Source organism: Rothia similimucilaginosa, assembly GCF_029850875.1.
In the GTDB taxonomy this organism is placed as follows: domain Bacteria; phylum Actinomycetota; class Actinomycetes; order Actinomycetales; family Micrococcaceae; genus Rothia.
The window spans coordinates 1-23,224 of record NZ_JAOVAM010000007.1 but is presented as its reverse complement, the minus strand read 5'-3'; the positions used below and the strand labels follow the sequence as shown (position 1 = coordinate 23,224).

At 59.6% G+C, this 23,224-nt stretch carries 19 protein-coding genes; 8 read left to right on the top strand and 11 right to left on the bottom strand.

The window, feature by feature from the left end; all coding sequences use genetic code 11:
- Positions 1-14 precede the first annotated feature (14 nt).
- Complete coding sequence (locus QFX05_RS06405; protein ID WP_279741885.1) at positions 15-1,124, bottom strand: sucrase ferredoxin; 1,110 nt, start codon at positions 1,122-1,124, stop codon at positions 15-17.
- 286 nt (positions 1,125-1,410) lie between these two features.
- Positions 1,411-2,238: a UDP pyrophosphate synthase gene (locus QFX05_RS06400; RefSeq protein ID WP_279741884.1), complete on the bottom strand. Its 828-nt coding sequence runs from the start codon at positions 2,236-2,238 to the stop codon at positions 1,411-1,413.
- Positions 2,239-3,054: 816 nt separating this feature from the next.
- Between QFX05_RS06400 and QFX05_RS06395 the strand changes: the two genes are divergently transcribed.
- The 3 genes from QFX05_RS06395 (at position 3,055) to QFX05_RS06385 (ending at position 5,779) form a co-directional block, all read left to right on the top strand.
- Positions 3,055-3,447, top strand: coding sequence for an RNA-binding S4 domain-containing protein (locus QFX05_RS06395; protein ID WP_279741883.1), 393 nt, complete (start codon positions 3,055-3,057; stop codon positions 3,445-3,447).
- Between the two features lie 88 nt (positions 3,448-3,535).
- Positions 3,536-4,996 (top strand): MATE family efflux transporter, encoded by a 1,461-nt coding sequence (locus QFX05_RS06390; RefSeq protein ID WP_279741882.1) that lies wholly within the window; start codon positions 3,536-3,538, stop codon positions 4,994-4,996.
- Between the two features lie 126 nt (positions 4,997-5,122).
- Positions 5,123-5,779 carry an NAD(P)H-dependent oxidoreductase gene (locus tag QFX05_RS06385; RefSeq protein ID WP_279741881.1) on the top strand — a complete coding sequence of 219 codons (657 nt, stop codon included), beginning with the start codon at positions 5,123-5,125 and terminating at the stop codon, positions 5,777-5,779.
- A gap of 272 nt (positions 5,780-6,051) precedes the next feature.
- Here QFX05_RS06385 and QFX05_RS06380 read toward each other — a convergent pair whose 3' ends face one another.
- The 7 genes from QFX05_RS06380 to QFX05_RS06350 form a co-directional block, all read right to left on the bottom strand.
- Positions 6,052-8,562: a heavy metal translocating P-type ATPase gene (locus tag QFX05_RS06380; protein ID WP_279741979.1), complete on the bottom strand. Its 2,511-nt coding sequence runs from the start codon at positions 8,560-8,562 to the stop codon at positions 6,052-6,054.
- 225 nt (positions 8,563-8,787) lie between these two features.
- Positions 8,788-9,174 carry a chorismate mutase gene (locus QFX05_RS06375; protein WP_279741880.1) on the bottom strand — a complete coding sequence of 129 codons (387 nt, stop codon included), beginning with the start codon at positions 9,172-9,174 and terminating at the stop codon, positions 8,788-8,790.
- A 29-nt stretch (positions 9,175-9,203) separates the two neighbouring features.
- Entirely contained in the window at positions 9,204-9,419 is a 216-nt protein-coding gene (locus QFX05_RS06370) for a heavy-metal-associated domain-containing protein (protein WP_254755799.1), read from the bottom strand.
- 63 nt (positions 9,420-9,482) lie between these two features.
- Positions 9,483-9,920: a metal-sensitive transcriptional regulator gene (locus QFX05_RS06365; protein ID WP_256500171.1), complete on the bottom strand. Its 438-nt coding sequence runs from the start codon at positions 9,918-9,920 to the stop codon at positions 9,483-9,485.
- A gap of 263 nt (positions 9,921-10,183) precedes the next feature.
- On the bottom strand, positions 10,184-10,849 hold the full coding sequence (locus QFX05_RS06360; RefSeq protein ID WP_279741879.1) for a hypothetical protein: 666 nt from the start codon (positions 10,847-10,849) through the stop codon (positions 10,184-10,186).
- A 499-nt stretch (positions 10,850-11,348) separates the two neighbouring features.
- Positions 11,349-12,059, bottom strand: coding sequence for a DUF6318 family protein (locus QFX05_RS06355; RefSeq protein WP_279741878.1), 711 nt, complete (start codon positions 12,057-12,059; stop codon positions 11,349-11,351).
- Positions 12,060-12,481: 422 nt separating this feature from the next.
- On the bottom strand, positions 12,482-15,712 hold the full coding sequence (locus QFX05_RS06350) for a DEAD/DEAH box helicase (RefSeq protein WP_279741877.1): 3,231 nt from the start codon (positions 15,710-15,712) through the stop codon (positions 12,482-12,484).
- Positions 15,713-15,928: 216 nt separating this feature from the next.
- On the opposite strand from QFX05_RS06350, the gene QFX05_RS06345 reads away from it, so the two are divergent.
- Positions 15,929-16,366 carry a hypothetical protein gene (locus tag QFX05_RS06345; RefSeq protein ID WP_279741876.1) on the top strand — a complete coding sequence of 146 codons (438 nt, stop codon included), beginning with the start codon at positions 15,929-15,931 and terminating at the stop codon, positions 16,364-16,366.
- A gap of 148 nt (positions 16,367-16,514) precedes the next feature.
- On the opposite strand, the gene pta is transcribed toward QFX05_RS06345, so the two are convergent.
- Together pta and QFX05_RS06335 are read right to left on the bottom strand one after the other, a co-directional pair.
- Positions 16,515-18,605: a phosphate acetyltransferase gene (gene pta / locus QFX05_RS06340; RefSeq protein WP_279741875.1), complete on the bottom strand. Its 2,091-nt coding sequence runs from the start codon at positions 18,603-18,605 to the stop codon at positions 16,515-16,517.
- A gap of 225 nt (positions 18,606-18,830) precedes the next feature.
- Positions 18,831-19,454, bottom strand: coding sequence for a GNAT family N-acetyltransferase (locus QFX05_RS06335; RefSeq protein WP_279741874.1), 624 nt, complete (start codon positions 19,452-19,454; stop codon positions 18,831-18,833).
- A 140-nt stretch (positions 19,455-19,594) separates the two neighbouring features.
- On the opposite strand from QFX05_RS06335, the gene QFX05_RS06330 reads away from it, so the two are divergent.
- The 4 genes from QFX05_RS06330 (at position 19,595) to QFX05_RS06315 (ending at position 23,214) form a co-directional block, all read left to right on the top strand.
- Positions 19,595-20,473, top strand: a complete 879-nt coding sequence (locus QFX05_RS06330; protein ID WP_279741873.1) for a spermidine synthase — start codon at positions 19,595-19,597, stop codon at positions 20,471-20,473.
- Positions 20,474-20,658: 185 nt separating this feature from the next.
- A complete protein-coding gene (pheA, locus tag QFX05_RS06325; RefSeq protein ID WP_279741872.1) occupies positions 20,659-21,606 on the top strand; it encodes a prephenate dehydratase in 948 nt (315 codons plus the stop codon).
- A gap of 126 nt (positions 21,607-21,732) precedes the next feature.
- Positions 21,733-23,043 carry a serine--tRNA ligase gene (serS, locus tag QFX05_RS06320; protein WP_279741871.1) on the top strand — a complete coding sequence of 437 codons (1,311 nt, stop codon included), beginning with the start codon at positions 21,733-21,735 and terminating at the stop codon, positions 23,041-23,043.
- Between the two features lie 15 nt (positions 23,044-23,058).
- The gene (locus tag QFX05_RS06315) at positions 23,059-23,214 is read left to right on the top strand and encodes a hypothetical protein (protein WP_193389033.1); all 156 of its coding nucleotides are present in this window, start codon (positions 23,059-23,061) and stop codon (positions 23,212-23,214) included.
- Positions 23,215-23,224: the final 10 nt, after the last annotated feature.

Below are 23,224 nucleotides of genomic sequence, written 5' to 3'. Positions count from 1 at the left end.
AGTTGGCGCGGGGGTTATATCTGGTGCAGCGCGAGCAACTTGCGGCTGAAAGCCTCTACTGGACCCTTACCACAGGAGTTGGGACGCGGCTCCAGGGCGACCTGCTCGAAGAAGGTGACCCAGGTGCGTCCGTCGGTGTGGGAGGTGAGTGCCGCCTCCAGGGTGGGGTGTTCGATGGTTTCTGCCGGGGGCTCAATGCCCGCCTCGAGGAGCGTACTTAGTGCCTCTGCTACCGATGTTTCACGTGAAACCAAACCTCCAGAGGTTACTTCTTCGCCCTTTTTCTCTAGTTCGAGGCGTACGGCAACCTCCGCCGCTTGCTCCACCGGGGTATCCGTGCTGCGCCCACGCAGACCGTGCAGCGACGGAATAGCGCGACTCGCCAGAGATAGGTACGCCGCCAGTGCCGAAGGCTCCGAGAGGCGACCGTAGGTGTAGCCGGTGGGCAGCATAATGCCGACCGGGGCGAAGCGGTGACCACCCGTATGTGAGCACTCCCAGACCGCATTACCCGGCAGGATATCCGCCAGGTGCGCCGCAATGGGGCGACCGCGCAGGGCACAGCAGCGGTCACGCTTGGAGTGGGCGCACACGAGAATGGCGGGGGAATCAATGAGCTCCGCGCCGGTCACCTGAATCAACTCCTGGGGGTTGCCCAGGGGTAGGTCGAGGAGCTGTTCGGGGGTGCTCACGCTGAACGAGTAGAGCTTCTCCTCGCCCGGGGTGCAGAGCGCGTAGAGCACCCGGTGGGTCGGGTTGCCGGATGCATCCGGCGCGCCGTGCAGCACGCGCCCCGCCCTGCCCGTCTGGCGGATCAGTAGGAACTTCAAACCCGCCTGCGAGACTGCCTCACCCAACGCCTCCGAAAGCTCCTCGCCGAGGGCGGAGCCGTCCAGCACGTCGCGACCCCACTGGCCCACGTGCTCGAGCGCCAGCCAAGCGGTGGTGCGTCCGGCGGTGCCGCCGAGAGCCTCGTCGCCGTAGAGGGAGCAGGAATCCGTCGGGATGCTCGTGGCGCGGGTGCGTGAAGAGAGCTCATCGGCGTGTGCGGCACGCAGGTTGTTCAGCTCGGCGGGGTTGGTGGCGCGCGGCTCGGGGGTTGCGGGGGTGCAGGATTCAGTCATGGTTCCTTGATTCTACGCCTGCAGGATGTGAATGACCTATGTTGCTCCTGCACGGTCTAAATGCTGAAAAACAACCGCACAAGGGTGATTTTTGGGGGCTATCGGATGGCAACTACTCGGGAAGGAGCGCCGCACCGCAACGGTGGAGGCATAACCACCGCGGGTTGGATAACCGGCGCAACGTAGCCGGCACAATATGGCCGGTACAAGGTAAGAAGGGTGTGTGCCATGTTCACTGAACACGGCACACACCCTTTTCTGTCGACTTACCGACTGTTATGCGCTGTTACTGGTTGTCGAGGACGTACTGCTTGAACTGCTCGTCCCGGCGCTTGAATTCTTTAAGCTCATTCTCCAGGGCTGCCTGGTTCTTGGCGACGAGCGGCTTCTGGTACTGCGCCTCCAGGTCGTAGAGCTTCTGCGAGCGGCCTACATCCTGATTGCACTGTGCCTGGATGGTGGCGATTCGAATTTCTTCTTCGGAGGCGACGGTGCTCTGACGAATATTCTTTTCTTCCTTAACGGTCACCTCACTATCGGGGGTGAGGCCCTTATCCTTGACGCATCGCTTCCACTCGTCGTCGAGAGATTTTTTGAGTTGCCTATCCCCTGCGGCATTTCGGGCGTCGGTCTCCAAACGCGTAAACGTGCTGCTTCCGAAGGGTATCTCTCCAATTTGCTTCATCTCATCGACGGCGCGCTGATAGCATTCGGTGCGGACATCTTTCCCAGGGTCGGAGGAGGGCGCAGGGGAGGACAGATCCAGCGTATTCGATTCATTGGGCTCGTGGAGGCCGTATTTTTGGGCGCGCTCAACATTCCAGAATCCGTAGGTCCTGCCGTAGTTCCTGCCGGCCCCCTCGGTGCGGACAAACATCTCGTAGTGCTGCCCGTGTTCGGCAAAACACTTTTTGCGTGCCAGCTCAAGGGCCTTGGTGAAGTATTCGTCCTTACCGGTGGTGTCGTATGCATCCAGGGGTAGGATCACCCGGTCATTTTCTACGTCGAAAATAGCGCGGGCGCTTTCGTCCTTCTCTAGAGAAGGACCGAAGGAGCAAGAAGATAGCACCGTGCTGATGAGGGCAGCCGCCAGGAGCTTTTTCAAAGCTGACATGGTGCTCCTCCAATCTATATGAGAATATGAGAAGTAGGGGGAGAGAGTTGAGATTCTCTCCCCCCACATGTGGTCTTAGCGTCGTTCAAGAGAGCTGATGCGGTCGTTCCAATCAAACGGGTCCCACCACTCAAGTCCTTCGCGAACACCCCTTAGATTATTGAAATCTCGTTTATCCGTAACAAGGCATGCCCCCTGGTACCCCTCATGTTCACAGACGCGGTAGTTCTCATTGTAGCTACGAATCGAGCTAATCGAATCGTTGTAAGTTCCGTATCCCCACCACACGGCAAGGTTTTTGACGGAGTTTCCCTTGGTGTCCAGGGTAAGGAATCCCTGCCATTGGGCGTCGGTGAAGAACTGAGCGGAATGACTTGCAGGGACATTAATCCCTACCAACGTGGTAGCAACCAAGCCGGTTGCCAACAATTTTCGTAGACGCATTGTGTGTTTCCAATCTGTCTCGGGGGCTATAGACGTCGCGGTCGTTGCCCTGTAATGCCACACGAACTTATGTGGTTTTTGAAATACTTCTCAAGAAGTATTTCAAAGATACACCAAGTCAGGAATATTTTGCGCGAAAATTAGTACATGTGTTTTGTTGAAAATATCACACAAAACCCTATGTGATTGATCTTGTAGTCGCTGATGGGATTGACTGAACCGTCAACGAGTACCGCGCCGCAACGGTGGAGGTATAACCGTCTCAGGAATAACCCTTATATGAACTCTGCCGATAGACACGGTGAAGACGCAGGACGGGCAGGCGGGCGCACCTGATTTGGTGCCCCGCCCGCCTCGCGCCACAATGAACACATGACCGCAGAAGACACCACCACACTAACCAGCGCCAGGCTCGACCTCTGGCTCTGGTCCGTGCGCATCTTTAAAACCCGCTCCCTCGCCGCCGACGAATGCAAAGGCGGCCACGTGCGCGTCAACGACGCCCCCGCCAAACCCTCCCAAAAACTCAAGAAGGGCGACGTGGTGCGCGTGCGCTACCCCGGCTGGGAACGCGTCTTCAAAGTCGAAAAACTCCTCGTCAAGCGCGTAGGCGCGCCCATCGCCGTCACCTGCTACGAAGACCTCTCCGGCCCGCGCCCCGCCTACCTCTCCATGCCTCCGGTCGCCAAACGCGAACGCGGTACCGGTCGCCCCACCAAGAAGGAGCGCCGCGCCCTCGACGAACTGCGCGGCCGAGGCGCCTAGCCGCGCCCATCTCGCGTGCCCATCTCGCAGAGTGCGCCCCACCCCGCGCGCAGGCACCCGCCGCGGCGCCGGGGAGTAGCCTAGAAGGATGAGCACACAGAAGCACCCGAATACTGAACCCGGCGATACTGCACCCGGCTCGCCCGCTAAAAATGCCGCGAGTACCGCCGCGAGCCCCAGCGCCAATGCCGGCGCCAACACCGCCGAGCCTTCGCTGAACCGGCGCATCCTCGCCCTCGCCGTACCCGCCTTCGGCGCGCTCATCGCCGAACCCATCTTCGTGCTCACCGACTCCGCCCTCATCGGCCAACTCGGCAAGGCAGAACTCGCCGGCATGAGCATCGCCGCCACGCTCGTCACCACGGTCGTGGGCCTCATGAACTTCCTCGCCTACTCCGTCACACCCGCCGTGGCGCGCGCGTTCGGCGAGAAGAACCTGCGCCGCGCCTGGCAGATCGGCGTGGACGGCGTGTGGGTCGCCTTCGGCCTCGGCATGCTCCTCATGATCGCCGGATACGCCTTCGCAGACCCGCTGCTGCGCGGCCTCGGCGCGACCGACGAAACCATGAGCTACGCCCTCGACTACCTGCACCACTCGCTGTGGGGTATTCCGCCGATGATGATTATCCTCGCGCAGGTCGGCACGCTCCGCGGGCTACAAGACACCGTCACCCCGCTCAAGGTTGCCACGGTCGGCACGCTCGTGAACATTGTGCTGAACTGGCTGCTCATCTACCCGGTCGGCTGGGGTGTTGCCGGTTCGGCGACCGGCACCTCCCTCACCCAGTGGGGCATGGCTGCCGCGCTCGGTGTGGTCATGATGCGCGGCACCCGCGAACACGCCGTCCCCTGGGCACCCGACGTCGCCGGCATGCGTTCGGTGCTCTCGCTCGGCTCCTGGCTCATGCTACGCACCCTGTCCATGCGCATCGCCTCCCTGCTGACCGTATTCGTCGTGGCACGATTCGGCACCGAACACACCGCCGCCTACCAGCTCGGTATGGGCGTATTTAACCTTTTCCTCTACGCCCTGGACTCCCTCGCCATCGCCGCACAGGCACTACTCGGCAAGGAACTCGGCGAACGCGACCTCAACGTAGAAACCGAACGTGCGAAGGTGCGCCAGCTGAAAAACCGGCTGCTCCGCATGAGCCTCATCTACGGCGTCATCACCGGCCTGATCTGCCCGCTCATCGGTTTCTTCGGCTCCTGGATTTTCACGCAGGACGCGCAGGTGGCGTTCCTTTTCACTATCGCCACCGTCATCATTGCCCTCGGCCAGCCCATCGCCGCTTACGTATTCACCCTGGACGGCATCCTCATGGGCGCGCAGGACGTGAAATACCTGGCAATCGGCTGCTTCATCATGCTCGTCATGTACGTGCCCGTCATGCTCGGCCTGCACTGGGCTGTCGGCGCCGGTGCCATGGATGCGCTCGCCGGGTATTGCGGCTTGTGGGCGGCGTATATTCTGTACTTCCAGGGAATCAGAGCGGTCATTTTCGGTCGCCGCGCCCGCTCGGATGTGTGGATGAAAGCCGGTGCCTAAACCCTTCGAACCTGACTGCTTCGGAACATACGTGCTCTGGGCGTAATGGCTCACAATTAGACCGCCCGCCCCCTCCGCAGGTGTAGCATGACAGGGTATTGAAACCCTCATGTAAAGGATGAAACCGTGACCGTAACCCGCGAAGAAGCCCTCGAAATTTTCGCCCGCCGCCGCGCAACCCGCGCCTACGATCCCGACCGCCGCATCAGCGACGAAGACTTCGCAGCAATCCTCGAATTTGCGCGCCTGTCGCCCAGCTCCGTCGGCACCGAGCCGTGGAAGTTCCTGGTCATCCAGGACCCCGAACTGCGCGAAAAGCTCAAGCCGATCGCATGGGGCATGGCGGGCGCCCTCGACGACGCAAGCCACCTGGTCGTACTGCTGGCGAAGAAGGGCCTGCGCTACGACACCCCGTGGATGCGCCGCACCCTCGAAGGCCGCAACCTCACCGAAGAGCAGATGCAGGCTGCGCTCGAACGCTACGGCAGCTTCCAGAAGAACGACATGAAGATCCTGGAAGACGACCGCGCGCTCTTCGACTGGACGTCCAAGCAGACCTACATTGCCCTGGGCAACATGATGACCGGTGCCGCAATGCTCGGCATCGACTCCTGCCCCATCGAGGGTATGAACTACGAAGCAGTGAACGAGCTGCTCACTTCTGCCGGCCTGTTCGACCCGGAGGAGTACGGCCTGTCCGTGGCTGTGACCTTTGGTTACCGTGCCCACGAGATTGCCCCGAAGAGCCGCCGCTCCATCGAGGACCTGGTGACCTGGGCCTAAGGTACTGCCCGGGTTTTAGGCGAGGTTTTCTTGCCGGGTTTTTGAGCTCGGGCTGCTGAGCTCGGGCTTTCGGGAGGGGCGTTTGAGCTAGGTGTTCACGCCTGGTGCTCAAGCCGCCGCCCGTGAAAACTAAATATAAAGAAATGTACCGCCTTTACACGGGCGGTGCATTTCTTTATATCTTTTACCGTGCAAAAAGCACGGTGAGATGCGTTTTTGAATTTTTCGTTTGAAATCGCGCGGGGCAATTCATTCTGTATAACGGCAGGGCGCTACTTCCTAAACGCCGTCAGACGCATAGAATTCAGCACCACAAATACCGAACTAAACGCCATTGCCGCAGCCGCAATCATCGGGTTCAGCAGACCCGCCACAGCGACCGGAATAGCCGCCGAATTGTAGGCGAACGCCCAGAACAGGTTCGACTTAATGGTGCGCAGCGTAGCGCGGGAGAGACGTAGCGCCGTCACCACCGAAGCAACATCCGAACGGGTCAGCACAATATCGGCTGCCTCCGCGGCAACGTCCGTGCCCGAACCCATCGCAATGCCCAGCTCAGCAAGAGCCAGCGCCGGGGCGTCATTCACGCCGTCGCCGACCATCGCCACGCGGTGACCGGCAGCCTGCAATTTCTCAATCACCTGCGACTTACCCTCCGGGGTCACGCCGGCGTACACGTTCTCAGCCGAAATGCCGACCTTCGAGGCGACCGCCTGCGCAACCTGCGGGGCGTCACCGGTGAGCAGGATCGGCTCCAGGCCGAGCTCACGCAGCTGCGCCATGGTTTCTGCCGCCTCCGGCTTGGGAGTGTCGGCAACCGAAATCATGCCGACCGGCTGCAGAGCGGAGGTGCTGCTCGGGGCTTCACCGTTCGGGGCCTCGCCGCGGGCGACAACCACCGTCGTAAGACCTGCCCGGCGAGCCTGATCCAGCAGGGCCAACTGAGCCTCACTCAGCTGCGCACCCGCTGCCTGCAGGTACTCGGGAGTACCCACCACAACCAGCTGGGAGGTACCATACTCGGCGCCTTCACCCGCGCCGCTCAGCACGCCGCGCACGCCTCCGGGAACACCCTCAAAGCCGCTCACACTCGGCGCCGAAGCACCCTCCGCCAGCACGCCCTGCTCACGGGCAAAACCGGCAATCGCGCGAGCAATCGGGTGCTCACTCAGCGCCTCCACGGCGGCGGCATCACGCAGAACAGACAGGGAACGCTCGTTCTTGGAATCGGTAGAATCCGACGAAATACCGGACAAGTCACCCACCGACTCATAGTCACCAAAGGTGCCGTAGAACGCCACAGACATCTCTCCGGTCGTCACCGTACCGGTCTTATCCAGCACCACGCGATCAACCGTGCTCGTCGCCTCCAACACCTGCGCATTACGAATCAAAATGCCCAACTGCCAGCCGCGACCCGTACCCGCCAGCAGCGCCGTCGGAGTAGCCAAACCCAAAGCGCACGGGCACGCCACCACCAGTACCGTCACTGCCGCATTAAACGCCGCCGCACCGTCACCAGAAACCAGCCACCAACCGACCAGTGTCAGCGCCGAAATCACCAAAACCACCGGCACAAACACCGCAGAAACACGATCTGCCAAGCGAGCAATCGGAGCCTTCGTCTCCTGCGCGCTCGCCACCAGCTCACCCATCTTCGCCAGAGTCGTCTCAGCGCCCACGCGGGTCGCACGCACCGTCAACGAACCAGACGTATTCACCGTCGCACCCGTGACCGCATCACCCGGATGCACCTCAACCGGCACAGACTCACCCGTCAACAGGGACGCATCCACCGCCGACGAACCCTCAACCACCACACCATCCGTGGCGATCTTCTCACCCGGGCGCACCAAGAACAGGTCATCCGGCATGAGGTCCTCCACCGGAACCTGCACCTGCTTCGTCACGCCCTGCTTATCGGTGCGCAGCAGAGTCGCCTCCTTCGCACCCATACTCAGCAGGGTGCGCAGCGCCTCCGAAGAACGATCGCGAGTACGGTGCTCAATCGCGCGACCAATCAGCAGAAACAGCGTCACCATGGACGCCGAATCAAAATACAGCGGCGCATGGTTGCCGGTAAACATCGACCAGAAACTACCGTCTGCATGATGCACATGCGCCGTCAACTCCGGGTTCATGAGCAGCTGCGCCAGCGAATAGAAATACGCCAACACCACACCGAGAGACACCAGTGTATCCATCGTGGACGAGCCATGACGCGCATTAATAAGCGCCGCACGGTGGAACGGCGCAGCACACCAAAATGCAACCGGCGCCGTCAGAACCGCCACAACCCAACCCCAATTCGGGAACTGGAACGACGGGAACATCGAAATCAAGAAAATCGGCACACCCAAAATCGCCGCATAAATAATGCGGTCAGTGAAGCCGCCATTCATGCTCGGAGTGCTGTGATGGTTACCGCCGCCGGATGCGCTCGCGTTCGTTCCAGCGCCCGCGCGCGGCCCGTTCTTAAGGTGCGCCGTGTAGCCGGCATTGTTGATGGTCTCAACGATCTGTTCGTCGCTCACGCCCTCAGGTACGATGACGCGCGCCGACTCCAGCGGCAGGTTCACCGCCGGGTCAACACCGGGGATTTTGCGGAGCTTACGCTCCACACGCCCCACACAGGATGCACAGGTCATACCCTGAATATCCACGTGAATAATTCGGGTGGACTCCGTTGATTTTACGGTTGTTCCGGCAGGATTAAAAAGAGAGCGCTCACTCTGTGATGAGGGTTCACGGGTGGTTGGTGAAGGCTGTGTAGAAGACACAATACTTCCTTAAACTCAAAAAAAGGGGGGTAGAAAAAGGTACACCAAGCCGGGGGAGGGGCCCCGAAGGACCCCGTCCCGGACAGTGTATGGTGCAGTGTTTAGGGTGCAGTACTGAGGGTGTCGCGCGAGGGCGAAAGCTGCGGATAAAACAGCGAGGCTGTAAACGCGGCGGCGGGAGTAAGGCTGCGGCTGTGAAAGCGGCGGCGAGGGTAGGGTTGCGGCGGCTCAGGGGTCGCCGGGCATCCCATCCGGCCTGCTCGTGCGCGGGCGAATACCGGTCACCTTCGCGCCACGATCAGACACACTGTAGGCACGTTTCACGGCAGCCCGCGGGAACGGTGAAGCGTTCGCCTTCTCGCGCGCTTTCACGCCCTGCTCGTGCTCGGCGGAACGTTTATTCGCGCTCGTGCCGCTACGTCGTGCCGCACCGGGCGCATCCTCACGCGCCGTATATTCGGGGCTCTGCTTCACCCACGAATCGACCAGCGCCGCATCCAGATTCATCTGCCTGGCCACGCGGGTGATCGCGTCGCGCAGGTGCATGTTTTCGGTGCCGACAAGGGTGCGAACCGCGCCAACAACCATCGCAATGTACTGCGGAGGGTAAGCCATGATGACTCCTAATCGAGCCGGCTACCGCGCTAGACGGCAGGGGTGTAGCCAGCCTCCACGATAGCGTCTGCAACAGCCTGGGTGCTGAGGGTGCCCTCGTGCTCAATGGTCACGGTGGAAACGCCGTCCTTGACGACGTCCACGGTCACGCCGGTCACGCCGGGAACTTCGCTGACCTCTTCGCTGACGCTCATAGCGCAGTGGTTGCAGGTCAGGCCGGTTGCCTTAACGGTGGTGGTGCTCATGATGATTTCCTTTCGATAATGGGTTGAAAACTTGGGCCCGCCCGGTGTTTAGGTGCGGGGCGTTTAGCTGCGCATGAGGCGGGAGATCGCGGCGGTTGCCTCTTTGACCTTGGCTTCTGCGATGGTCGGGTCGCCGGTGCGTTCGGATTCGACGGCGGCGCCGGTTACGCAGTGACCGATGTGCTCTTCGAGTAGGTTCAGAGAGACTGCGTGGAGCGCCTTGGAGACCGCAGCAACCTGGGTGAGGATGTCAATGCAGTATTTATCTTCGTCGACCATGCGGGCGATGCCGCGAACCTGCCCTTCGATGCGGCGCAGGCGCTTGAGGTGCGCCTCTTTGTTGGAGGTGTAACCGTGCTGGGTTTTGGGTGCCTCGCCGCTGCAGCATGCGCCGGTGTGCGCCTCGGTGGGTTCCTCAGTGGGGTTTTCAGTGGGCGTGCCGGATGCGGTGCTGACCTGGGTGGATGTGCTGTGACAGCACTGGTTGCTAGTGGTTTCCATGGCTTCATTATATACCCTAGGGGGGTATGCCACAAGGGGGTGTTACGGGTTGTTACGCGGTATGGGTGCGGGGGTTTGTCGATAGGGGGATTCTTCGATAGGTTACGGCCCTGTCGATAGGTTAGTGACTTTAATGCGGGTTAAAGACCCACCGTGAAGACACTAACCTACCGAAAACCTCTGTCTAAAAAGCAGGCGGCCCCGGACGCTTACATGTCCGGGGCCGCCTGCTGCGGTTATTTATATGTTGGGTTAGAGTTGGTTTACATATCGGGCCAGTCGCGGTGCAACGAATATTCCGTATCCCCATCACCGCTATCATTCAGGTGCCAACGCTGACCAGTACGAATATCAGCCTTGCGCAACCTGGGGTTCGGGTTATCCGGCTTGCCCATCGTCGGGTCGTTCTTACAACCCCACCTGGTGTCGTCGTAGCTGCAGTCACCTGCCACGCGGCCAACATCGGTCCACCACACACGCACCAGCAGCGGGTCACTGGTCGCCTGCGGGGTCACCATCATCATCTGCCACGGACCACCATCCACACGGAAACGAGCAGTGTAGTGCACGGTCGCGTACGCGTGAAAGTTGCCAGAACGCTTGTAAGCGTAGCTGGTATCCGTTCGGCGTGGACGTTCGCGAGCGTAGGTGAGGGAAGGTTCACCAGCGGTGTAGTGGGTTGCCTGGTCGCCGTTGCCGTACTCGATGACATAGGAGGAGGGCATGAGCTCAATTTCGACGTGTCCGGCGAGCATGTCTGCTTCGAGGCGGTAGGGGCCTCCGTCGTTCACGTAGAAGTTGATCTGGTCGCCCTTGTGGACGTTGGCGTCGCCTTCTGCTCGTCCGGTGCCTGCGGGGTTGTTGTAGGACTGGTGCAGGGTGGGCTTGCCGGGTTCTAGCGATTCTGCTGCATGACGGATTTCCTCCATGACTTCTTCGTAGGTTGGGCCGGTGGGGCCGGGGCTGTCGGCACTGGTGAGGGTGCGGGTATCGTTGGGAACGCAGGTTTCTGAGGTGGGGCTATGCTTGCCGAGGCCACCATCGATATAGGTCCCATCGTCACGAACGATGAGATTGTTGAGTTTTACGTGTCCAATCTTCCCGCCCTTACCTACGCAGCCAAGGATGTTAGAGTCACTTTTGGAACGAATTAGGGTAAGGCCGTTGGCGCCTTTGGTGGTGTAGGTGCTAGGTTCTGAATTGGATTGCTGAGATGGATAATTTTCCCTAGCAATATTCCCTCCGGTAGACTGATTACCGCCAGATTTGTTATTACTCTTTTGGGTTGTCTGTATCTGGCAAATTTTTGCGCTATTATCCGACGAACACTCGCTGGTATTTACAGCTGCTGTGGCAGAAATAGGAAAAGAAGCAAGAAATAACAGAGCAAAAGTCTGTGATTTAAATAATTTATAACTTTTCATGCTTTTAGTCCTCAACGGGCTCATAATTCATGATTTCCCATTTTTTCCCGTTGTGCTTCATCTCAAATTTAAAGGTATCATCGGTCTTATCGTCATTACTCCATTTGCGCCAGCTACCGTCGGATTCAACATAGGTTTCGTAGTCCCACTCGCGGTACGCCTTCCAGAAGTAGGTTTCACCATCCTCGGACCATGGGTTCCCGTCAGCTAGATAGTGGTTTATACCACCAATGACCCATCCACCCCTTTTGTAAAGGTCCTCGACATCTGAATAGGCCCTAACTTCGTTCTCAAAAATAGGGGACATGAATTTGAATGCCATCGAGTAATCGCCAGTTTGAGTACCGTAATTACCCCACAAGATCCAAGCGTCCAAAGTCTTGCGGAGACCCTCCAGAGACTTTTCGTTGTAGCCGTCCTCCGGAGCATTAGGTTTCGGTACATTCTGTGCCGGACCGTACTTATCAGCAGGGCGATACTCTCCATCGGGCGCCTTCGATCCACCCGAATAGCCTCGAACAGTAGACGGGGTTGCACTCGCCGAAGGCGATCCAGACGCAGCGGCAGTAGCCGAGGTGGTCTCACTCGGCGCCGCGGAGGCGGTGGCTGCCGCCTCGTTATTTGCCTGCTGGCCGCACGCCGCAAGCAGGGCGCCAAGGCCCATGAGTGCGCCGCTGCCCAACAGGGTGCGGCGATTGAGAATGGTCGAATCCATAGAAGATACGCTCCTATCGTCGGTGATGGTGTGTTATTTAGCTACTGGTCAGGCCGTCTTTCGCAGGTCAAACTGACTGCCGGAAGAAAAACAGCCCCGTAGTGCACCCAGCAAACGCGTCAATGCGCTATGGAACACTACAGTTACCACCCTACCGCATGTTTGTCGTCGTTTGTATTATTTTGAGGATGGTGACGGTGGTTGGTCATTATTCGGGCTTCTCAATGTTTTATGCGTCAAATAAATCTGCGCCCTCGGAGGTGCCGCCTCAGCAGAAATTGGACCATAGGCTAGTATCTTCGACCATGGTTTTTAACTACGACCAAAGACGCTAACCTATGGCACAATTTTTCGGCACGGTAAAACAAAAATGGCCCCGGACGCACACGCATCCGGGGCCGCCTGCTGCGGTTATTCAGAGCCTACGAGGCAATCTTCGCGATCTGGAACATGGACGCCGGCATCGGCCGGTCCAACGACCAGCGAATATGCATCGGCTTGGAGCCCTCGTGGGAAATGTATTTCACGGTGCCCAGGCACATATAGGGTCTGGTGCCTATAGCATCCTTATTGTTGCGGCGAACGAAAAGAACGATACGATGCCCCAACTCTTCATGATGCTGGAAGAGCTGACCCGTCGGACTTTCGGGGGACGTCGCGCTCTGAGAGTCCCATGCGAACTCGTCAGTGCTAATGGCGTAGTCCTTGTACATGGTGGTTGGGGAGAAATGCTTTTCAGACTTTTCCAAATTCACCACAAGCGCAGTAGTGTTTGACGAGTTGAAGGTTCTGACTCCCTCCCGGAAACCGGTTGGCACACCAAAACTTGCCCCTTGACCCGCCAGCCCGGCAAACAACTCCTCACGAGAGTAGTAGGCGTGAGTGCGTAGTGGAATGTCTTCACCCTCAAAAAGTGGCAGGGTGGAGTTGGTGTCCAGAATGGCGTTGCGTTGCCAGATGCTCTCCAGTTCCTGCAGTATTCCGCCGTTCTTACGCAGGGTTGCCAGACCTTCGTCAAGGCTGAACCTTTCGGTTGAGCCTACCCACTTAGCATCCGGCCAGATGGAAAACAGAAGCATCCAGGCGTGGCGGCGCTGTTCATCGGTCATATCCTGCTCCAGGATGTTCGTGTTCAGCAGCTCCAGGTAGGCATTGATACGGAAGCTGTCGTTCACGTGTCTGAGTGCCTTAATGCGCCTATTCACTTCAAGAGAAATATTGTCCTGGAAGGGAACCACCAGGTCGGGGTACAGTCCACTCGCGGCCTGGAGGCTGGTCCAGGTCGTTGCGACGGGCTTAGTGACACCGGGCAGGGTCACCTTGCTACTACGGCCGTAAATCTGCGGCAGTCCCAATCCGTAGTGGTTGATGAAGTCAACGACGGTCGGGCGAATATAGGGTTCCGCAGAGTTTTGCTGCATATTTTCCAGGTAGTTCTTGACGGTGTCGATGAGGGCGTTTTTATTCATACGCAGGGACTCGTGAATTTTCATGAGAACCTGCTTCTGAGTCAGCTCGTCCAGATGGAAGTGACAGCCAGCCGGCAGTTCAGGGCTCTCAATGTCCCGCTCAGTCAAGGTACCCTGCCGCACAAAGGCGCGGTACTTGTGGTGAACCATGAAGTTCTTGTTCTGGTGTCCCACAAAGTCGAGGACCGTCAGAACAGATTTCAACGGCGCACGGCGCAGACCGCGGCCCAGCTGCTGCAGGAAGAGGGTGAGTGACTGGGTGGGGCGCAGCATCAGAAGCGTGTCGATGTTCGGAATATCGACGCCCTCGTTGAATAGGTCCACGGTGAAAATAACAGCAAGTTCATGATCGTCACTCATGAACTTTTTCATAACCTCATCACGACGTTTGGAGATATCATCTCCCACCAAGAAATCAGCGGGAATACCCACCTCGTTGAACTTCTGTGCCATGTATTTGGCGTGCTTCACGTTCACGCAGAACCCGAGCGCCTTCATGCGCAGGGGGTTGTCGACCTTCTCGCGTAGCTCCTTCACGATGATGCGCAGGCGGCGTTTAGCATCTTCATGGTCGGTGTACCGTTTTGCCAGGTCGTTTTCGTCGTACCGGCCACCCCGAATGTTGATGTGGCGCAGGTCGGTGCCGTCGGCAATACCGAAGTACTGGAAGGGTACGAGGAGGTTGTCTTCGAGTGCGTCCCACAGGCGGATAGAGGTTGCCACGTAGCCGCCAAAGTACTTGTCGGCGATGTTCACCCCGTCTTCTCGCTCGGGGGTTGCGGTCAGGCCGATAAAATCGCGGGGCTTAAAATAGTTGAAAACTTTGTCCCAGCTGGCAGCTTCAATGTGGTGACATTCGTCCATGATGATGACGTCGAAATAGTCCGGTGCATAGTTTTCGAGGGCGGCACCTGACAATGTTTGAATGGTTGCAAAAACAGCCTCATTGTATTCAGGCTTTTTGCCGCCGGTCAGGAGCTCACCGAAATTACCTTTTAGCATGACGTCGCCGAAAGTGCGGCGCGCCTGGTCAAGGATTTCTTTGCGGTGCGCAATAAAAAGCAGCTTCAGCTTTTTGCCGGACTGCTCGCAGAGGCGCCTGTAATCGAGAGCCGAGAATACGGTTTTGCCGGTGCCGGTTGCGGCCACGGCGAGGTTGCGGTGACGACCCTTAGAACGAGCGTTCTGCATTTCTTCAAGCATGCGTGCCTGATGCGGGAACGGGTGCACATCCAGCAGGGACGAGTCGATATCGTACTCCAGGCCCTTGCTTTTACGGCCGGTAATATCCGCCTTGGCCAGGACAGTGTCGAGCTCCTGTTTCTCCTTGTCAGAGGCGGTGTAAAGAGTGAAATCGCCGCTCTTCCAGTAGCTTTCAAAGAGGCCCTCAAACTGGCGGATCAGGCCGGGCGTAATCGGGTTGGAGATACGAACATTCCACTCCAGGCCGTCAGTGAGCGCGGCACTGGACAGGTTCGAGCTACCCACATAGCCGGTGGACATGCCGGTATTGCGGTGGAACAACCAAGCCTTCGCGTGCAGGCGGGTGCTGTCGCCCTGGTAACTGATTTTTACCTCGGCACCGTACTTTTCAACAAGGCGGTCGATAGCCTTGCGGTCGGTTGCGCCCATGTAGGTGGTGGTAATAATGCGGAAAGGAATACCGCGATTTTTAATAGCTTTAAGCTGCTCACTCAAACTATTAACGCCGGACATTTTAAGAAATGAGCAGAGCAAATCTACACGGTCTGCACTTTCTAATTCTTTCTGAATTTCAGTATTGAGATTCAGGTCTTTAGAAGTATTCGTCATTAGAGCAACGTCGCTCAGAGGAATATCGGGGCGTGTAGTTTTTGCGTCAGTGAGGGTGAGCTCGCGCATCTGAATTACGTTGCTGTCGTCATCGGTCAGCAACGAGTCGTTTTGCTCTTCGGCATCCTGCGGTAGGAGCTCCATCATGCGGTTGACGAGTTCCACCTGGTCTGCGGGGGTTTTGAGGCTTTCGAGGGCGGGGGCCAGCTGGGTGGCGAAGAACTGGGTGAGCAGTTCGGGGATGTTGTAGTCGTCCTTTTCGAGGATTTCTTCCTGCCATTGCGCGCCTTCAGGGATGGCTCGGCTCATGAGCGATGCGCTCTTGAGATGTTCGTAGAGCCCCAGGGGGAGAGTTTCATCAGTCGTGGTCATAGCAGCAGCCTAGCAGCCCGGGTGGTTTGCCGCTGCTTGGGTGGTCACCGGTTCACGGGGCAGGGGACTGAATCCTGTAATTACAAAAAATTCTGCCCCACATGCACAACATTCACCAGTAAAAATGCTATTGATTCACATCACATGCTGGTGTTCTTAGGTATCCTTGGAGTAATACTCAGACAGAAGCTCTCCCTCCACTTCGAAAGGGGCCGCATGAAAACCTTCTGGACCAACCTCCCCCTCACCATCCGTGCGGCAGTCATCTTCTGCTACGGCTACGCCGTGGTGCGCATCCTCAACCTCTTCGCTGAGGCGGGCACCGCACCGCTGACCCCGCGCACATTCTTTGACGGTGCCCTCACCGCCGTGGTCGTCGTCGGTGCTCTCGCCCTGTACCTGGGTAACGCGCTGGGTGCCGCCCTCCGTGCCCGGCGAGAAGGCTACGAGCCCCGCCCGGTCGGCATCATCGTCGCCTACGCGCTCTTCGTGGCGGCGTGTGCCTACCTTGCCTACCGCCTCATCGCTTACACCGTGGAGGCGGGGCTCACCTGGCTCTTCTCGCCCGCCCTCGGCCCGGTTCTGACTGCCGTAGGCATGGCTGTTCTTGGCGTGATTAACTATGTGCGCCTCCGCCGCACCCGCAAGGACTAACCGGGGAATGGCGCTACAAGAAACCCTGTAATTACAAAAAATCTCCCGCACCGGGTAGAGCACACCTTCACGGCATGCCCCCCCCAGTGCGGGAGATTTCTATGTCAACGGAACGCTGCAGCCTTCACGCTACAGCGCCGCGTGCACCTTACAGGCTCTGTGCCTGAATTGCGGTGATCGCAACGGTGTTGATGATGTCCTCAACGGTGGTACCGCGCGACAGGTCGTTCACAGGCTTACGCAGACCCTGCAGAACCGGGCCCACAGCGGCAGCACCCGAAGACTGCTGAACAGCCTTGTAGGTGTTGTTACCGGTGTTCAGGTCGGGGAAGACGAATACGGTAGCCTGACCAGCGACCTCGCTGCCGGGCAGCTTGGTTGACGCAATGGACATGTTCGAAGCAGCGTCGTACTGAATCGGGCCCTCAACCGCGAAGTCGGGGTTCGATGCGCGCACGAGCTCGGTTGCCTCACGCACAACGTCCACGTCTGCGCCAGCGCCGGAGGTGCCGGTCGAGTAGGACAGCATAGCAACCTTGGGGGTCACACCGAACTGGCGTGCAGTCTCTGCGGATGCCTTCGCGATGTCGGCGAGCTGCTCTGCGTTGGGGTTCGGGTTCACTGCGCAGTCGCCGTAGACCAGAACGCGGTCTTCCATCAGCATGAGGAAGACGGAGGAGACGATCTTGGTGCCGGGGCGGGTCTTGATGAACTCGAGCGAGGGGCGGATGGTGTTCGCGGTGGTGTTCACGGCACCGGAAACCATGCCGTCGGCGATGCCCTTGTAGACGAGCATGGTGCCGAAGTACGAGGGGTCGGTCATGCGCTCGCGAGCAGCCTCAATGGTGACGCCCTTGTGTGCACGCAGCTCAGCGTAGGTTGCTGCGAAGTCTTCGGTGTACTCGTTGTTTTCGATGTCGATGATACGAACGGTGCTGGGCAGTTCGATACCTTCGGCCTGGCAGATCTCTGCGATCTTGGCGGGGTTGCCGAGCAGGATCAGGTCGCAGAAGTCGCGGCGTGCAATGATTTCGGATGCACGCAGGATTCGCACGTCGTAACCCTCGGGAAGGACCACGGAGCGGCGGTTTGCGCGTGCGGTCTCGATGAGGTTGTGCAGGAAGCGCAGCGGGGTCATGGATGCGGGGCGCTCAATTTCGAGGCGGGCGAGCAGTTCGTCCTTGTTGACGTGCTCATCCCAGCCGCCCATTGCTGCTGCAAGCTTGCGATGGTGGCCGCTTTCGAGGGTGCCGCGGACGCGGGAGACTGCGCGGGCAGACTTGAAGGTGTCCTTGGTGGTGGACAGCACGGGGAACGGTGCGTTGTCGATGAGGGAGCCGACCGCGGTGTTCTTGCCGGGCAGTGCGTCCAGGCCGCCGGTAAGCAGCACGCCGGAGGGTGCGGGGAAAGTCGGTGCCAGTGCGGATGCGAGGGTTGCTGCGACGATGTCTGCGCGGTCGCCGGGGACGATGACGAAGTCGCCGTCAACGAACTGGTTCAGGAAGTTGGAGACGTTCATTGCTGCGACCTTGATGCCGTGGATGTCGCGGCTGAGGTCTTCTGCCTTGATGCCTTCGGTGTCGAGCTTGAGGGCTTCGGCAACCTCACCGACGGTGGGCGCGGTCAGTTCGGGGATTTCGGGCAGTACGTAGACGGGCAGGTTTGCGTCGCCGCGCTTGACGGACTTTTCGATTTCTTCGCGCAGTTCGGGTTCTGCACGGCCGACGATGATTGCGAGCAGGTCTGCCTTAGATGCGAGCAGTTCGGTGCGTGCCACGTCGACTGCGGTGACTGCTTCTTCGACGGCTGCCTCGTGTGCGCCAACGATTGCGACGACGGGCAGGCCGAGGTCACGTGCAACCTGGACGTTTAGGTCAAATTCGACTGCGAGCGCGTTGGCGGGCAGGTAGACGCCGTCGACGATTACGACGTCGCTGTGTGCTGCGACCTTCTCGTAGGCGGAGACTGCGCGTGCGGAGATTTCTTCGGTGTCGCCTTCTGCGATGAGTGCGAGTGCGTCGGTCATGGAGACTGCGCCGCCGACCTGCTCTTCGGCCAGGCCGAAGTGTTCACGGATGAGGCGTGCCATGGGGTCGTCGGCGATGGTTGCGCCGTCGAAGACGGGGCGGAAGAAGCCGACGCGGTCTGCGCGCTTGATGAGGGAGTCTGCTAGGCCCAGGGCAACGAGGGACTTGCCCGAGTTCTGGGACATAGCGGAGAGGTAAAGACCGGTGGTCATTGTTTACTGTCCTTCTATGCGATGTTCGGCGCTGGGTCCCGCGGTTGCGCAGGGGTGTATGTGCTCCTGTGCGCGGGTGCGTCGAGCTTATATGTCATCTTCTATCTTAAGGCGTAGTGGGGATGGTGCCTAACAGGGGTGTTGCGTGCTGTATCGTGTGGGGTGGATGCGCGGCTGTTGGGAGATGGGTTATTTTGTGTGTCGCCTCCTGGTGTGGCGTACCGTTTAGGGGTTGAGGATGCGTGTGTATCGGAGGCTGTGGCCGGGTTCCCAGGAGCCGCGTGCCGCGAATTTGATGCTGCTGCGCTGGTAGCCGAGGCGCTCATAGAAGGAGAGCGCTCGTTCGTTTTCTGCCATGACCCACAGGTAGGAGTTTTCGTCCGGGTAGATGACGGATTCGTAGAGTGCCTGTCCGAGGCCGGTGCCGTGCGTGTGGTTGAGGGTGTACAGGTGCGTGAGTTTGCGGGTGCCTGCGGGCAGTTCGGGGAGGTTATCTGCGCGTTCAAGTTCCCAAGCGGATTGTTCGCATAGGGAGAGCACCAGGCCGACCGGCTTATCCCAGTCGATGCGCGCGCCGATGGAGCAGGAGAGCCGGCCGTCGGGAGTCCAGCCGGGTACGTCGTAGGCGAAGAAGCCGCGCACGGTGGGGGAGGCTAGGTGGCGGTGGAAATCTTCGAGGTATTCGTTGCGTTCGGCGCGGTGGCGGGCGGTGAAGCTTTCCCCGAGCCTGTCGAAGTAGATCGGGTCGTAGGTTTGCTCCATGCAGTCCAGCTGCAGGTTGACGTATTTTTCGGCGTCAGCCGGTTCAATCGGTGCGAGCGCGTAGCGGCCCTGACATACAAATCCCATGGGGTCTAGTCTACTCAGCTAGCCTCTGTGGAGGCGGTTTGCCGTGGGTGCGTACGCTAGGGGCGTGCGGGTGGCAGCTAGTGGGGTGTGGCGATGAGGCGGCTCTGTTGCTTTGGGTCTTGTCGGTTAGGCTAGTGGGTATGGCGAAAAAGAGCAGGGCACCGAAGAAAAGCCAAAGGGCGCAGAAGAACCGCATTGACGATACTGAGAAGACCCCCATGCAGGGTGCCACCGCTGGCGTGTACCCCATCTCTACGGGTGAGGCGGAGCTGGTCCCCGACGGCTACCACGCCGACGGCTGGCTCCTGCTCATTAATGGTGTACAGTCCTCCCACGTAATTGTGGGCGAGCCCCGTCAGCTGGATTTTGAGTACATGCGCTGGATTGCTGCGGTCGTCTCCTCGCACGTGGAGGAGCACCTGGACGCTGCGAAGCTGCGCATCACTCACCTGGGCGGCGGCGCCTGCTCCATGGCGCGCTATTTCGCTGACATGTACCCGACCAGCCGCAACACGGTCGTTGAGCTGGACGCCAAACTCGCCGAGTACGTGCGCGCCTGGTTCGACATTCCCAAGGCACCGCGCGTGAAGATCCGCGTGGGTGAGGCGGGTGCCGTCACCGCAACCTTCGCGCCCGCATCCCGTGACGTGCTGATCCGTGACGTGTTCGCCGGGGACACCACCCCCGAGGCGCTCACCACCGTCGAGTTCGCCCGCACCGTTGCTGAGTCCCTGGCACCCGGCGGCCTGTACATCCTCAATTGCGGTGACGGGCCGGTGCTGACCGGTGCCCGGGCCGAGGCGTCCGCCCTGCTTGAGGTGTTTGAGTATGTGTGCATTGTGGCGGATTCGGCAATGTTGAAGGGCCGCCGCCGCGGCAACGTCATTATTGCTGGCTCCCACGCGCCCCTGCCGGAGGCTGGTTCCGTGCAGGCTGCCGCTATCGCCCGTGAGCTCATGGGTGGAGGCGTGCCCGCCCAGTACTGGGACACCGCCCGTGTACGCCAGTTCGTGAGGTAGCGGTTTCAGACGCGGTATAGGTTTTTGGGTGGCTCAGGTTTTCTGGTCATGACCTAAGTTTTTCGGTAATGGATTAGGTTTTTTGGTCATAGGTTAGTGACTTTGGGGGCTTTTAACTACCGCCAAAGACTGTAACCTATCACCGAAATCGGCAGCCCCTCCACAGCAGACGCTACTATAGTGGCATGCGATACACCTACCTTGGCCCCTCCGGCACCTTCACCGAATCCGCCCTGCTGAGCGTCCCCGGCGCATACGACGCCGAACGGATCCCCGCCACCAGCGTGCCCGACGCGCTCGCACGCCTGAACGCGGGCGAGGTGGACGCTGCAATGGTGCCCATCGAAAACTCCGTGGAGGGCGGCGTGAGCGCCACCCTAGACGCTATCGCAGCCAGCGAAGGTGTACGCATTATCCGCGAGGTGCTCGTACCGATCCGATTCGTGCTGGTGACCGCGAAGCCCATCAGCATCGAGGACGTTAAGACCATCTCCACCCACTCGCACGCCTGGGCGCAGGTGCGCGGCTGGGCGCAGGAGAACGTGCCCACCGCCGCCTACCTGCCCGGCTCCTCTACCGCCGCCGCAGCTGTCGATCTGCTCGAAGAGGGCTGCACCTATGATGCGGCAATCTGCTCCCCGGCACTGCTGAACTACCACCCGGAATTGCACGTGTTGCAGGATAATATTGGCGACAACAAGAACGCCGTAACCCGCTTTGTGCTGCTCTCCCGCACCGCCGACATCCCCGAACCGACCGGATCAGACAAAACCACCCTGACCGTGCCGCTACCCACCAACCGCGCTGGCGCCCTGCTCGAACTGCTCGAACAGTTTTCCGTGCGCGGCGTGAACCTCTCCCGCATCGAATCGCGCCCCACCGGCGAAGGCATGGGCTCCTACTCGTTCAGCATCGATGCCGACGGCCATATTTATGAGGCACGCATGCGCGACGCCCTGCGCGGTTTGCACCGTGTCTCCCCGATGCTGAAATTCCTCGGATCTTACCCGCGCGCCGACCACGAAAACACCGAAGTCGATGCCATCCACTCCGACGGCTCCTTCGACGCCGCACACGAATGGGTCGAGTCGCTCTTCCCGAACGGCCGCCCCGCACACCTGCAGCGCCACTAGCGGCACCGCTAACAACACCCCGGCGGCACCACAAGCCGCCCGACGCTAGACACCCCCGCACCTACCCGCACCCCACCAGCGCAAACCCCGCTCACAACCCACCGCAAGATTAGGTAGGATGAAACAGTGATTGATATTAACCTCCTCCGCGAAAACCCCGACGTCTTCCGCGCCTCCCAGCGAGCACGCGGTAAGGACGAAACCCACGTCGACCGCATCCTCGAAGCCGACACCGCACGCCGCACACTCATCGGCGAATACGAGACCCTGCGCGCCGAACAGAACGCCTTCGGTAAGACCGTCGCAAAGGCACCCAAGGAAGAAAAGCCCGCCCTCGTTGCACAGGCTAAGGAACTAGCAGCCCGCGTCAACGAAGCAAAGGCAGCCTCCGAAGCAAAAACTGCTGAATACGAGGAACTAATCAGCAGTATCGAAAACCTCATTATCGACGGTGTACCCGTTGGCGGCGAAGACGATTACGTAGTCGTTAAGAAAGTCGGCACCCCCCGCGACTTCACCACTGAAGGCTTCGAACCGCGCGACCACCTCGAAATCGGCGAACTCGTCGACGGCATCGACATGGCACGCGGTGCAAAGGTCTCCGGCGCACGCTTCTACTTCCTCAAGGGCCAGGTAGCACGCCTCGAACAGGCACTCATGTGGATGGCGCTCGACCTCGCAACCGAGCACGGCTTCACCATGATGACCACCCCCACCCTGGTACGCCCCGAAATCATGAACGGCACCGGCTTCAACGTCAAGCACGATGACGAAATCTACCGCCTCGAACGTGACGACCTGTACCTGGTCGGCACGTCCGAGGTGGCGCTCGCCGGTTACCACACCGACGAAATTCTCGACTTCGAGAAGGGCGCGAAGAAGTACCTGGGCTGGTCCTCCTGCTACCGCCGCGAGGCAGGCTCCGCAGGTAAGGACACTCGCGGTATCATTCGCGTGCACCAGTTCAACAAGGCTGAAATGTTTGTCTATTGCCCCGCTGAGCAGGCAGAAGAGATGCACGAGAAGCTGCTGTCCCTCGAAGAGGAAATGCTGCAGCGTTGCGGCCTGGCATACCGCGTGATTGACACCGCCGCAGGTGACCTGGGCACCTCCGCAGCACGCAAGTTCGACTGCGAGGCGTGGGTCCCTACCCAGGGCACCTACCGTGAGCTGACCTCCACCTCTAACTGCACCACCTACCAGGCGCGCCGCTTGAACATCCGCGAGCGCACCCCGGACACCGTAGATGAGGCAGGCAACGTGCGTAAGGGCCGCACCCGCTCCGTAGCGACCCTGAACGGTACCCTGGCGACGACTCGCTGGGTGGTTGCCATCCTGGAGACTCACCAGCAGGCAGACGGCTCCGTGCGTATTCCTGAGGCTCTTCGCCCGTACATGGGTGGTGCCGAGGTCATCCCGGCAGTAGCTGCTGAATAAAAGATTCCTGCTGGAGTGAGTCTCCACTCCGGCGGGGGATTTGGTGCCTCGCGCGCTCGGAATCCCCCACCTCCGTCCCACCAGCAGGCTGACGGTTCTGTTGTGATTCCGGAAGCACTGCGCCCGTACATGGGTGGTGCCGAGGTCATCCCGGCAGTAGCTGCTGAATAAGGGAAACCCT

Excerpts from the sequence above, each read along its gene's own strand:
- QFX05_RS06405 (WP_279741885.1), bottom strand. The coding sequence starts at position 1,124 with ATGACTGAATCCTGCACCCCCGCAACCCCCGAGCCGCGCGCCACCAAC.
- QFX05_RS06400 (WP_279741884.1), bottom strand. The coding sequence starts at position 2,238 with ATGTCAGCTTTGAAAAAGCTCCTGGCGGCTGCCCTCATCAGCACGGTG.
- QFX05_RS06395 (WP_279741883.1), top strand. The coding sequence starts at position 3,055 with ATGACCGCAGAAGACACCACCACACTAACCAGCGCCAGGCTCGACCTC.
- QFX05_RS06390 (WP_279741882.1), top strand. The coding sequence starts at position 3,536 with ATGAGCACACAGAAGCACCCGAATACTGAACCCGGCGATACTGCACCC.
- QFX05_RS06375 (WP_279741880.1), bottom strand. The coding sequence starts at position 9,174 with ATGGCTTACCCTCCGCAGTACATTGCGATGGTTGTTGGCGCGGTTCGC.
- QFX05_RS06370 (WP_254755799.1), bottom strand. The coding sequence starts at position 9,419 with ATGAGCACCACCACCGTTAAGGCAACCGGCCTGACCTGCAACCACTGC.
- QFX05_RS06365 (WP_256500171.1), bottom strand. The coding sequence starts at position 9,920 with ATGGAAACCACTAGCAACCAGTGCTGTCACAGCACATCCACCCAGGTC.
- QFX05_RS06360 (WP_279741879.1), bottom strand. The coding sequence starts at position 10,849 with ATGGAGGAAATCCGTCATGCAGCAGAATCGCTAGAACCCGGCAAGCCC.
- QFX05_RS06355 (WP_279741878.1), bottom strand. The coding sequence starts at position 12,059 with ATGGATTCGACCATTCTCAATCGCCGCACCCTGTTGGGCAGCGGCGCA.
- QFX05_RS06350 (WP_279741877.1), bottom strand. The coding sequence starts at position 15,712 with ATGACCACGACTGATGAAACTCTCCCCCTGGGGCTCTACGAACATCTC.
- QFX05_RS06345 (WP_279741876.1), top strand. The coding sequence starts at position 15,929 with ATGAAAACCTTCTGGACCAACCTCCCCCTCACCATCCGTGCGGCAGTC.
- pta (WP_279741875.1), bottom strand. The coding sequence starts at position 18,605 with ATGACCACCGGTCTTTACCTCTCCGCTATGTCCCAGAACTCGGGCAAG.
- QFX05_RS06335 (WP_279741874.1), bottom strand. The coding sequence starts at position 19,454 with ATGGGATTTGTATGTCAGGGCCGCTACGCGCTCGCACCGATTGAACCG.
- QFX05_RS06330 (WP_279741873.1), top strand. The coding sequence starts at position 19,595 with ATGGCGAAAAAGAGCAGGGCACCGAAGAAAAGCCAAAGGGCGCAGAAG.
- pheA (WP_279741872.1), top strand. The coding sequence starts at position 20,659 with ATGCGATACACCTACCTTGGCCCCTCCGGCACCTTCACCGAATCCGCC.